Annotated in this window: 11 protein-coding genes; all 11 read left to right on the forward strand. The window is 38.6% G+C overall.

Annotation, left to right across the window (positions count from 1 at the left end; genetic code table 11):
• A partial coding sequence (gene dnaA / locus JF76_RS00005) for a chromosomal replication initiator protein DnaA (RefSeq protein WP_052697024.1) occupies nucleotides 1–1,368 on the forward strand: 1,368 nt, incomplete at its 5' end.
• A 172-nt stretch (nucleotides 1,369–1,540) separates the two neighbouring features.
• Nucleotides 1,541–2,671: a DNA polymerase III subunit beta gene (gene dnaN, locus JF76_RS00010; RefSeq protein WP_045927250.1), complete on the forward strand. Its 1,131-nt coding sequence runs from the start codon at nucleotides 1,541–1,543 to the stop codon at nucleotides 2,669–2,671.
• Between the two features lie 227 nt (nucleotides 2,672–2,898).
• Nucleotides 2,899–3,108 (forward strand): S4 domain-containing protein YaaA, encoded by a 210-nt coding sequence (gene yaaA / locus JF76_RS00015; RefSeq protein ID WP_045927251.1) that lies wholly within the window; start codon nucleotides 2,899–2,901, stop codon nucleotides 3,106–3,108.
• Between the two features lie 5 nt (nucleotides 3,109–3,113).
• The gene (recF, locus tag JF76_RS00020) at nucleotides 3,114–4,253 is read left to right on the forward strand and encodes a DNA replication/repair protein RecF (protein WP_045927252.1); all 1,140 of its coding nucleotides are present in this window, start codon (nucleotides 3,114–3,116) and stop codon (nucleotides 4,251–4,253) included.
• Nucleotides 4,243–6,207 carry a DNA topoisomerase (ATP-hydrolyzing) subunit B gene (gyrB, locus tag JF76_RS00025; RefSeq protein ID WP_045927253.1) on the forward strand — a complete coding sequence of 655 codons (1,965 nt, stop codon included), beginning with the start codon at nucleotides 4,243–4,245 and terminating at the stop codon, nucleotides 6,205–6,207. The genes recF and gyrB overlap by 11 nt, the downstream gene beginning before the upstream one ends.
• A gap of 9 nt (nucleotides 6,208–6,216) precedes the next feature.
• A complete protein-coding gene (gene gyrA, locus JF76_RS00030) occupies nucleotides 6,217–8,703 on the forward strand; it encodes a DNA gyrase subunit A (protein ID WP_045927254.1) in 2,487 nt (828 codons plus the stop codon).
• 201 nt (nucleotides 8,704–8,904) lie between these two features.
• Entirely contained in the window at nucleotides 8,905–9,198 is a 294-nt protein-coding gene (rpsF, locus tag JF76_RS00035; protein ID WP_034978626.1) for a 30S ribosomal protein S6, read from the forward strand.
• Between the two features lie 54 nt (nucleotides 9,199–9,252).
• The gene (ssb, locus tag JF76_RS00040; protein WP_045927255.1) at nucleotides 9,253–9,774 is read left to right on the forward strand and encodes a single-stranded DNA-binding protein; all 522 of its coding nucleotides are present in this window, start codon (nucleotides 9,253–9,255) and stop codon (nucleotides 9,772–9,774) included.
• Nucleotides 9,775–9,796: 22 nt separating this feature from the next.
• A complete protein-coding gene (rpsR, locus tag JF76_RS00045; RefSeq protein ID WP_034978630.1) occupies nucleotides 9,797–10,039 on the forward strand; it encodes a 30S ribosomal protein S18 in 243 nt (80 codons plus the stop codon).
• A gap of 251 nt (nucleotides 10,040–10,290) precedes the next feature.
• Nucleotides 10,291–12,312: a DHH family phosphoesterase gene (locus JF76_RS00050; protein ID WP_045927256.1), complete on the forward strand. Its 2,022-nt coding sequence runs from the start codon at nucleotides 10,291–10,293 to the stop codon at nucleotides 12,310–12,312.
• Between the two features lie 12 nt (nucleotides 12,313–12,324).
• On the forward strand, nucleotides 12,325–12,780 hold the full coding sequence (rplI, locus tag JF76_RS00055; protein WP_034978644.1) for a 50S ribosomal protein L9: 456 nt from the start codon (nucleotides 12,325–12,327) through the stop codon (nucleotides 12,778–12,780).
• Nucleotides 12,781–12,793: the final 13 nt, after the last annotated feature.

Raw genomic sequence — 12,793 nt, forward strand, 5'->3', positions numbered from 1 at the left:
TTGTTTGACATTAATAAATTTTGGCATCATTTTAATAGCGAGATGCGTGAACATTTTAATGAAGTTGCTTATAACGCATGGTTTAAAAATACAAGACCAATTTCCTATAATAAGGAAACTCATGAACTAAAAATTGCCGTGCAAAATCCCGTAACCAAGGGGTATTGGGAAAAAAATTTGGCCTCACAACTGATTCAATCTGCCTACGGCTATGCCAATATTGAAGTCATGCCGGTTTTTCAAATTGAAGGTGACAACAGTACTGAGCGCCTTGTAACACCTAAGCCAAAAACAGACTCAATGTCAGAAAGTGCACGACCTCAAATGGAAAATGCATTTGTCCGTAATCTTAAGCTTAACGAAAAGTACACGTTCGACAATTTTGTTCAGGGTGAAGGCAATAAATTGGCTGCAGGTGCAGCCTTGGCAGTTGCTGACAGTCCGGGCAGTTTTTACAACCCTCTTTTTATTTTTGGTGGCGTAGGGCTTGGAAAGACGCACTTGATGCAAGCTATCGGACATCAAATGCTGGCAGAGCGTCCCAATGCCAAAGTCGTTTATATTCAAAGCGAAACTTTTGTTAATGATTTTATAAACTCAATCAAAAACAAAACTCAAGATCAATTTCGTGCAAAATATCGCACTTGCGATTTGTTGCTTGTAGATGATATTCAGTTTTTCGCTAAAAAAGAGGGTATTCAAGAAGAATTTTTCCATACTTTTGAGACTCTCTACAATGATCAAAAGCAAATAGTCATGACGAGTGATCGCCTTCCTACTGAAATTCCTGACCTATCAGAAAGACTGGTATCTCGTTTTACCTGGGGTTTGCAAGTCGAAATTACCCCACCTGATTTGGAAACGCGCATCGCGATTTTACGTAAAAAAGCAGAGGCTGAGAATCTAATAATAGATGATAATACACTCGACTATATAGCTTCCCAAGTTGATACTAATATTCGTGAACTTGAAGGGGCTCTGGTAAAAGTTCAGGCACATGCCACAATTGAACATGAAGATATCAATGTTAATTTGGCTAGAGAAGCCTTGGCAGATCTCAAACTAGTTCAAAAGAATCAGGGACTGCAAATTTCTAAAATTCAAGAAGTTGTTGCTAACTATTTCCAGACTTCAACCTATGAATTGAAAGGAAAAAAGCGCGTTAGACAGATCGTTGTTCCCAGACAAATTGCAATGTATTTATCACGCGAATTGACAGATTCCAGTCTTCCCAAAATCGGACAGGAATTCGGTGGCAAAGATCATACAACAGTGATGCATGCTTACGAAAAAATCAGTCGGGAAATTAAAACAAATGCTGATATCAAAACTGCAGTATTTGATTTAAAACAAATGCTTGATCACTAAAAGTTATTAATTGTGGATAAGTAACGAACTTGTTCACATCTTCTTAACCGTAATAATTACGTTATTTTAAGAACTGTGTAACTTTTCAACAGAAATCACAGGACCTACTAATACTACTAATTAAATATATAATTAATATAAAGGAAACAGACAAAATAACAGGAGGCACCAAATGAAATTTACAGTAAACAGAAATCTTTTCTTAGACAATTTAAACAACGTAATGCACGCAATTTCTTCAAGAGCAACTATTCCTATTCTTAGTGGAATTAAAATTAATCTGACTGAAGATGAATTACTTCTAACAGGCAGTGACACTGATATTTCAATTGAGATTAAAATACCGGTAAGTGAAGACTTAACAGTTGCATCAACCGGTTCAATCGTTTTACCAGCTCGTTTTTTCAGTGAAATTATCAGACGATTGCCAGGAAAGGAATTTTCATTAGAAGTTAAAGAAAGTTTTCAAACACAAATTATTTCTGAAAACAGTGAATTTACTATCAATGGTTTAGATGCCAATAACTATCCAAGATTACCGGAAATTCCAGACGAGTCCTCTTTTGTTATTTCGGGGAAAACTTTTCGTGAAATAATCAACGAAACCCAATTTGCAGTTGCGACACAGGAAAGCCGTTTAGTGTTAACCGGAGTACACTTTACTTTTAGTCCAGACAAAATCCATGCTGTAGCGACAGACTCACACAGATTATCTAGTCGAGTATTGACTTTAGAAAATGGACCGCAAGCTAAAACGGATCTGATTATACCTGGAAAAAGTTTACTTGAATTAGCACGAATTATTGGTGAAACCGATCCGGAAATTAAAGTTTGTCCTGGTGAAAATCAAGTACTTTTTGAGATTGGCAATATTCTGTTTTATTCACGCTTACTTGAAGGTAGTTATCCTGATACTGAGCGCTTAATTCCGACTGACAGTACAACAACTGTAGAATTTGATTTAATGGAACTTTCGAGTGCATTAGACCGGGCAAGTCTGTTGACACATGCGGGACGCAATAATGTGGTCGATTTAACGCTAGATACCGAAAAACAAAGTGCAAAATTGTCCGGTGAGTCAGCAGAAATTGGTAATGTGGAAGAAGACGTTAGTTTTAAGAAACTAGATGGTAACAATCTAAAGATTTCGTTCAACCCGGATTACCTGCGAGACGCACTAAAAGCTTCAGTAACAGATTCTGTCATTATGGATTTCACGCAACCACTGCGTCCATTTACTGTCAATCCAGATAAAACTGATATTGATTTTGTTCAATTAATTACACCAGTTAGAACATTTTAATCATTGTCAAAACTACGAAAGATAAAAAGTCATCATTTGATGACTTTTTTTGTAGTCAAATTTTTGTAATCAACCGAAAAAGCTTGCTGGTTTATTTTTAATGTCGATCACTATGAATTGTTTATTTTGGAAAAATCCGTTTATATGGCTTTATATGGGCTTTTAGTTGTTTTTTGTTTGTGAAACGAATATACTTATTATAGGTATTTAAAGTGGCGAAGGTGGTTATGATCAAAGAAATAAAGTTAACGAGTGAATATATTACTCTGGGTCAATTTTTAAAAAAAGAAAGTATCATTTCTTCTGGTGGTCAGGCTAAGTGGTATTTGCAGGATAATCCTGTTTTATTAAACGGAATAAAGGAAAATCGACGGGGTAAGAAGTTACGTCCTGGCGATAAGCTTGAAGTTAATCAAAAAACTTACGAATTGCGGTAGCTTTAATGTATCTCAAGCATTTTATTGCCCAAAATTACCGCAATTTACAACAATTTGAGGTTGATTTTGATCCTAATGTCAATATTTTTATAGGACAAAATGCTCAAGGCAAAACTAATCTGCTTGAAGCAATTTATTTTTTGGCTTTAACACGGTCTCACCGGACAAGTAATGACAAAGAACTAATTGCTTTTGGTAAAGATTATGCCAATGTTTCCGGGCACATTTATAAAAGTCAAGTTGATTTGTCCTTACGGGTTCTAATTACTACCAAGGGCAAAAAAGTTTGGGTAAATCGAGTCGAACAAGCGAAATTATCCAAGTATGTGGGACAATTGAACGCTATTTTATTTTCTCCGGAAGATTTAGACCTGATTAAGGGTGCTCCTAATTTAAGACGACGCTTTATGGATCAAGAGTTTGGTCAAATTAGTGCAGAATATCTCTATTTTGCGGGCAAGTATAAGCAGGTTTTGCAGCAAAAAAACAATTATTTAAAGCAGTTAGCCAAAGGCGAAGCCCGTGACACTATGTTTTTAGAAGTCTTATCAGATCAGCTGGCAGGTGTGGCTGCAGAAGTAATTGTTCGCCGTTTTCAATTTTTAAACTACCTAGACCAATATGCTAGAGACGCATACGCGCATATTAGTACCAGCGCAGAGAAATTGGAGGTAACTTATCGACCATCAGTAAAGGAAATTTCTGCAAAAGACAGTGTCGAAGAAGTTTACCATAAAGTATTAAATAATTTTCAGAAAAATAAAAAGGTTGAAATTCTCAAAGGTACGACATTGAGTGGACCTCACAGGGATGACATTGAATTTGAGCTTGATGGAAAAAATGCACATTTGTATGGTTCCCAAGGACAACAAAGAACTATAGCACTTAGCATCAAACTAGCAGAAATACAACTTGTGCACCAGATAACTGACGAGTATCCATTATTACTACTCGATGATGTAATGAGTGAGCTTGATCATAACCGTCAAAGTGCTCTACTTAACTACATCCACGGCAAAACGCAAACATTTATTACAACAACAGATCTTGAGGGTATTTCCTGGGAAATAATTAAAAAGCCGAAAATATACCGCATAAAATCTGGACAAATTTATTTAGAAGAGGGGAAATTGCATGGCAGATAATAACAAAGAAAATCTTAATCAAATTAAGCAATACGAAAAAGAAGCCGATAAATATAATGCCAGTCAGATTCAAGTCTTAGGCGGACTTGAAGCAGTTCGTAAACGTCCAGGAATGTATATTGGCTCAACCAGTTCTCAGGGATTACACCATTTAGTGTGGGAAATAATTGATAATGGTATCGATGAAAGTCTAGCCGGTTTTGCCAGTAAGATTGAAGTTACTATTAATGAAGATGGCAGTGTCACTGTTCAGGATGATGGACGTGGTATTCCGGTAGATATTGAAAAGAAAACTGGGCGGCCAGCTCTTGAAACTGTTTTTACTGTCTTGCATGCAGGCGGTAAATTTGGTGGTGGCGGCTACAAAGTATCTGGCGGTTTGCACGGGGTTGGTGCTTCTGTTGTCAATGCATTGTCAACTAAACTTGACGTTACAACTATGCGTGACGGGAAAAAGTATTTTATTGACTTCAGTCGTGGTCGCGTAGTTGATGAAATGAAAATGATTGGAAGCGTGCCCTTATCTGAACATGGTACTATAGTACACTTTTTCCCAGATCCAGATATTTTTACTGAAACCACTTCTTTTGATGATAAAATTCTCAAAAATCGCATTCGTGAATTGGCTTTTTTAAACAAAGGGTTGAAGTTAACCTTTACTGACAAAAGAAAAGATAGCGCAGAAACCGATGTTTACCACTATGAAGGTGGTATTCAGGAATATGTGTCATTCTTAAACCGTGATACAGAAGTGCTATTCGATGAGCCAATCTATGTCGAAGGTAACGACAACGATATTAACGTTGAAGTATCTTTGCAATATACAAAAGGCTATAAAACAACGTTAATGACCTTTGCCAACAACATCCATACTTATGAAGGTGGAATGCATGAGGCTGGGTTTAAGACAGCTTTAACTAGGGTAGTTAATGATTATGCTCATAAGACTAAGCTATTAAAGGATAGTGATGATAATCTTTCCGGAGAGGATATTCGTGAAGGAATGACCGCTGTAGTTTCTGTTAAACACCCTAACCCCCAATTTGAAGGTCAGACCAAGACTAAATTAGGAAATTCAGACGCTCGAACAGCTGTTGATCACGCGTTTTCGGAAACCTTCAACCGTTTCTTAATGGAAAATCCGCAGGTTGGTCGCAAAATTGTTGAAAAGGCCCAGTTAGCTGAACGTGCTCGGACAGCTGCTAAACGCGCTCGTGAGGTTACACGTAAAAAATCAGGACTGGAAATTGCCAATCTGCCTGGTAAGTTAGCTGACAACACAAGTAATGACCCCAGCATTTCTGAATTATTCATAGTTGAGGGTAATTCTGCTGGTGGTTCAGCTAAACAAGGACGTTCAAGATTAACTCAGGCAATTTTGCCAATTAGAGGTAAAATTCTGAACGTTGAAAAAGCTTCAATGGATCGTATTTTGGCTAACCAAGAAATTCGGTCACTTTTTACAGCTTTAGGTACCGGTTTTGGTGCAGACTTTGATGTTTCTAAGGCTCGTTATCATAAGTTAATCATTATGACAGATGCCGACGTCGATGGGGCCCATATTCGGACCTTGCTCTTGACCCTCTTTTACAACTATATGCGTCCGATGATTGAAAAGGGCTATGTTTATATTGCACGTCCGCCTCTATACCAAGTGCGTCAAGGCAAAGTTGTCAGATATTTAGATACCGACGAAGAATTGCATGATTATCTGGGTAGTTTACAACCGAGTCCTAAGCCACTGGTACAGCGTTATAAGGGACTAGGTGAAATGGATCCGGAACAACTGTGGGATACAACCATGAATCCTGAAAATAGAAGACTCGATCGTGTCAGCCCAGAATATGCTAAAAATGCCGATGAGGTGTTTGAATTGCTAATGGGCAATGAAGTAGGACCGCGGCGCAATTTTATTGAAACTAACGCTAAATACGTTGAAAACTTGGATGCATAGGAGGTTTAAATGGATAACGACAATCAAGGTCAGGATCACAGAATAAGAAACGTTGATTTGACCAGCGTAATGAATAGTTCATTCCTGGATTATGCCATGTCCGTTATTGTGGCAAGGGCTTTACCCGATGTACGCGATGGCTTGAAGCCGGTTCAACGCCGGATTCTATATGGCATGAGTGAACTAGGAGTTACACCAGATAAACCATACAAAAAATCAGCCAGAATCGTTGGGGAAGTTATGGGTAAGTTTCATCCTCACGGTGATTCCTCAATTTATTTAGCGATGGCTCATATGGCACAAGATTTCAGCTACCGCTATATGCTTGTCGATGGTCATGGCAACTTTGGTTCAGTTGATGGTGATGAGCCGGCCGCAATGCGTTATACTGAGGCGCGCATGAGCAAAATTGCAGTTGAAATGCTGCGCGACATCAATAAAAATACTGTTAATTGGCAACGTAATTATGATGATTCTGAAAATGAACCAGTAGTTCTGCCGGCTAGAATACCAAACTTATTAGTTAACGGTACTAGTGGTATTGCGGTTGGTATGACTACCAACATTCCGCCGCACAATTTATCAGAAGTGATTAAGGGACTGCACATGCTAATGAAAAATCCTGATGTCACTACTAAAGAACTAATGAAGGCAATCCCGGGTCCAGATTTTCCTACAGGTGGTACTATCATGGGTCGCGGCGGCATTTATCGCGCCTATGAAACTGGTCGTGGCAATATCGTTGTTCGTGCTAATACTAATATCGAAACTGAAAAAAGTGGCCGTGAAAGAATAGCTGTCACTGAAATACCATACTTGGTCAATAAAGCAGAACTGGTTAAGAAAATTGCTGATTTAGCGCGTGCGAAGACAATTGATGGCATTACCGGTGTGCGGGATGAATCAGATCAAACGGGGATGAGAATTACTATTGATATTCGCCGTGATGCCAGTGCCAGTGTGGTTTTGAATAACTTGTTTAAGCTGACCCAAATGCAGGCTAATTTTGGCATGAATATGGTAGCAATCGTCGATGGTGCACCGCACTTTCTCAGCCTCAAGCAAATGTTGCAATATTACTTGGAACACCAAGAAGATGTTGTTACTCGCAGAACTAAGTTTGAGTTGGAAAAGGCTGAAGCCCGGGCTCATATTCTTGAAGGTCTGCAGATTGCTCTTGATCATATTGACGAAATTGTCCATATAATTCGTCAGAGTCAATCAAGTGATATTGCAAAAGCTGCTTTAATCAGTCGTTTTGGTCTTGATGACAAGCAGTCACAAGCTATTTTAGACATGAGACTGGTACGGTTAACCGGACTGGAACGTGACAAGGTTGAGGCTGAATACAAAGAACTACAAGCCAAGATTGCTGATTATAAAGATATTTTGGCAAAACCAGAGCGAATTAATGAGATCATTTATAATGAACTGCTGGATATTCAAAAGCGCTTTGGCGATGCTCGCCGGACTAAAATTGGCGCCAGTGAAGTTGTTTCAATTGAAGATGAAGATTTAATTGAAAAACAAGATGTTTTATTAACTTTAACCCATAGCGGCTACATTAAGCGGATGCCAATTACTGAATTTAAGACCCAAAATCGTGGCGGCAAAGGTATTAAAGGCATGGGCGTTAAAGATGGCGACTTCATTGCCAACCTAATTTACTCAAGCACGCATGATACGTTGCTGTTTTTTACCAACAAGGGCAAAGTTTATTCTAAGAAAGCCTATGAAATTCCAGAATTTGGCCGTACTGCCAAAGGATTGCCAATAGTCAACTTGTTACAACTGGAAAAGGGCGAGAAGATCCAGACGATTGTCAATATTCCTGAAGATGCCGATGACCAGTATCTGTTTTTTATTACGAAGATGGGAACGGTCAAACGTACAAATGTCAGTGAATTCGGCAATATTCGCAACAGCGGCCTAATTGCATTGACATTGCGCGATGGCGACGAGTTAAATAATGTTTTGGCTACAGATGGCAAGCAGGATATTTTAATCGGCACTCACTTAGGTTATGCAGTACGCTTTAATGAAAAAACTGTTAGATCTATGGGTCGAACTGCTGCCGGTGTTCGCGGAATTAATTTGCGTGAAAATGATTATGTTGTTGGTTCTGGGGTCGTTAAGAATAGTGATGAAGTCTTGGTCATTTCTGAAAAAGGCTATGGCAAGAGAACAGCGGCTTCTGAATATCCAACAAAGGGTCGTGGCGGTAAAGGTATTAAAACCGCAAATATTACCGAGAAAAATGGTCCACTTTCAGGAGTGACTGTGATCGATGGCAGTCAGGATATTATGGTTATCACTGATGATGGCATCATGATTCGCTTCAAGACAAATGACGTCTCTCAAACAGGTCGTAGCACTCTTGGTGTACGCTTGATTAAAGTTAATGACAACAATAAAGTTGCAAGTCTTGCAATTGTTCCTGCTGAAGAAGACCAGGAAGTAGCAGCTTCAGAAGAAACTGATGAAGAGCAAGATTAATTACTAAATCAAAACTTTTAAAAATTATCAGATTATTTTACGTACTTACTAGTAAGAAATAAAAATTTCTTATTGGATCACGTGAAGATAGTTTGGTAATTTTTTGTTTATGTGCTAGAATTAGAGATTGCGAGTAATAAAATTACTCCTTGTTCTTGATTTTTAGCAAGAACCATTTAGTCCAGAAGGAGGTGCACTAGTATGACAACTACTAAGTACGAAATAACTTATATTATCAAGCCTGACATTGATGAAGAATCAAAAAAGGCATTAGTTGAAAACTATGATAAGGTTATTACCGATAACGGTGGTACGATGGTTGAGTCAAAAGACTGGGAAAAGCGTCATTTCGCATATGAAATTAATAAATATCGTGAGGGATTATATCACGTTATGACTTTCACTGCTGATAACGCTGACGCAGTTAACGAATTTGACCGTTTGTCCAAGATTGATACTGCTGTTTTACGTTCAATGACCGTTAAAGTTGGATAATTAATAACAAAAACTTTATCGTTTTCGTGATTTAGGAAAGGAAGGACCTAAAGTATGATTAATCGAGTTGTACTTGTTGGCCGTTTAACACGTGATCCTGAATTGCGTACTACTGGGAGCGGAATCTCGGTTGCTACGTTTACTCTTGCTGTAGATCGTCAATATACAAACGCACAAGGCGAGAGAGGTGCAGATTTTATCAGTTGTGTCATTTGGCGCAAAGCTGCGGAAAATTTCTGTAATTTTACGTCTAAAGGTTCACTTGTTGGTATTGATGGCCGAATTCAAACCAGAAGTTACGATAATAAAGATGGGCAAAGAGTATATGTAACAGAAGTTGTCGTTGACAACTTTGCATTGCTTGAATCACGTAAAGATCGTGAAGCCCGTGGTCAAAATGGTGGTTATACACCAAATAATAATGGCAATTTTGGTAATCAGAATACTAATAATACCCCTAACATGGGAGCATCTAACCAGAATAACTCCGCTAATAATGGACCAGATGATACTCAGGATCCATTTGCAGGTTCAGGTGATACCATTGATATTTCTGATGATGATTTACCATTCTAAATTAACAGAAAGGACCTAGGATATGGCTCAACAAAGAAGAAGCGGCGGCGCTCATCGTCGTCGTAAGGTTGACTACATTGCTGCCAACCATATTGATTACGTTGACTACAAGGACGTTGATTTGTTGAAACGTTTTATCTCTGAAAGAGGTAAAATCTTACCACGTCGTGTCACTGGCACCAGCGCTAAGAATCAACGTAAGGTAGCTAAGGCAATTGAAAGAGCTCGCATTATGGGCTTGTTGCCATTTGTTACTGAAGACTAGTAACTAAATAAAAAATAGCTTTGCACTAATATTGGTTGTAAAGTGAAAAAGATAAAAGCATCAAGCTGATAATGGCTTGGTGCTTTTTGCTTCGTAAGATTTAAAATGAAATATCATAGCAACAGTATAAAGAGTGTAATTTTTGCAGGTAAGAGGATAGTTAAAACCTGAATATTGCCTAGTTTCTTATCCAGAGAATACAATGTATAATAATAATGATGTATTATACATTATTTTAGGAAGGACCTTACATGAAAGATTTTTTACGTAAGCTTGAATTTCCTGCTTTTATTAAAGATTCTAGGCTGACGGCCTCAGTCATTATTATTTTAGCGTTATCGCTTTTGGGTAGTATCGTGGCAATGATCATGAACCCTTTATTTGGCTTGGCCATGGTTTTGATCTTTATATTAACTGTGGCATGCGTCGGTTATGGTGCGTATATCTTAGCTGTTAATGCAAACAATTTTGCTGTTAGTTTGTCTTACCGGATTAAGCGCAGCGAGCAAGAGGCAATGATTAAAATGCCACTCGGCATTTTACTTTATGATAAGGATCGGCAAATTCAGTGGGCCAATCCTTACCTGCAGCTTTATTTAAAAAATGAAGATTTGATTGGACATACAATTGCTTCTGTTGATCCTGAATTAGATAAATTGATTGATGAATCATTGAAGGCCAAAACAGCTGAGAATCATGTAGTAAATTGGGATGGTCATCAATTTGAGATGGTTATCCAGGACAATCTCGGTGTTGTTTATTTACTTGATATTACGCGTTATGCCAAAATCGAAGAAAGATACAACAACGAATTATTGGCTATTGGCCAGATTTTTATTGATAATTACGATGAATTAAGCGAAACAATGCATGACCAGGAGCTAACGACTACTAGTGCATATGTTCAGAATACTTTAAGTGATTATGCTAAAAATTTTAATGCCTATCTTAAGCGCATTGATGAAGATCACTTTTTGTTGTTACTGCACATGCAAGATTTGGCTAAAATGGAAAAAGATAAGTTTTCTGTTTTGGATAAAATGCGTTTGGAAACCAGTCGTAATAATACGCCTTTAACTTTATCAATTGGTATTGCTTTTGGCAGCAGCTTAATTACCGAGTTAGCTGATCAAGCGCAGTCAAACCTCGACCTCGCGTTAGGCAGGGGCGGCGATCAAGTTGTTCTCAGTCAACCAGGCAAGGCTGCTCGTTTCTTTGGTGGTAAATCGAATCCGATGGAGAAAAGAACCAGAGTTAGAGCCAGAATGGTTTCTCAGGCGATTAGTGAGCTGTTCAAAGAGGCAGACCGCGTTTTTGTAGTTGGCCATGCCAGCCCTGACATGGACTCAATCGGCAGTGGCATTGGCGTTGTTAAAATCGCTCGTCTGCACCATGTGAAGGCAAATTTTGTCTTAGATGTTAATAAAACCAATTATGATGTCAGCCGTTTAGTTGCTAAAATGGAAAAGGTAAAGGGAGATAATGATATTTTTATTGCTCCTGGGGATGCCTTGGAAGCAGTGACTGACAAGTCTATGTTGGTTATGGTTGACCACTCGAAATACTCTATTACTTATGCGAAAGAATTATATGATCGGTTAAGAGATAGAATTATTGTCATTGATCATCACCGTCGCGGTGAAGAATTTCCTGAAAATCCAATGCTGACGTATGTTGAACCTTATGCCTCATCGGCCTGTGAACTGGTGACTGAGATGGTGGAATATCAGCAACCAAATTCCGGCAAGCGCGTGTTAACTGACCTTGATGCTACGGCAATGCTGGCAGGAATTACGGTTGATTCCAAAGAATTCTCTTTGCGTACTGGTACTCGGACGTTTGATGCTGCCAGTTACTTGCGTTCGATTGGTGCAAGCACAATGGGTGTCAGTGAACTGCTGAAGGAAGATATTGACAGTTTTCTGGAACGTGCTCGTTTGGTCAGCAGCTTAAAGATGATCAAGCCCAAAATGGCTGTTTTATGCGGTCCAGATGACAAGGAAATTGATCCTATTATCACGGCTCAAGCAGCAGATACGGCTCTTGATTTAGAAAATGTCGAAGCCAGCTTTGCAATCACCAGGCGGAATAAGGATACAATTGGTATATCTGCCCGTTCAATGGGTGATATTAATGTCCAGGTAATTATGGAGAAACTTGGCGGCGGTGGCCATTTGTCTAATGCAGCTACCCAAATTAAAGGGATATCTGTTAAAGAGGCACTTGCCAAATTGATGGATGCGGTGGATACTTATGAACAAGAAAATGAATAAAAGGAGAGCACAATGAAAGTTATTTTTACTAAAGATGTTAAAGGCCGGGGCAAACGCGGTGAAGTTAAAAATGTTCCTGATGGTTATGCCCAAAACTTTTTATTTAAGAGGGGATTAGCCAAAGCTGCTACTAAAGCAAATATGCATACTTTGGAAAGAGTTGCTGCTAACGAAAAAGCGACTTATGAAGCTGAAAAAGCTGAAGCTGAAAAAATTAAGACCGAACTAGATAAGGATGAAACAGTAGTTAACTTTAAGTCTAAGGCCGGTTCAGATTCTAGATTATTTGGCTCGATTTCTGGTAAAAAAATTGTCGAGGGCTTAGAAAAGCAATTTGGTATTAAGATTGATAAACGCAAATTAAACCTGCCTGAACCAATTAAATCGTTGGGCTACACGAATGTACCAGTTAAGTTATTTAAGGGCGTAGAAGGAAAAATCCGCGTCCATGTTACTGAACAGGATTAGCCTTTAGTTGAAT

Origin of the sequence: Lactobacillus kullabergensis (assembly GCF_000967195.1) — a bacterium.
Lineage (GTDB): Bacteria > Bacillota > Bacilli > Lactobacillales > Lactobacillaceae > Lactobacillus > Lactobacillus kullabergensis.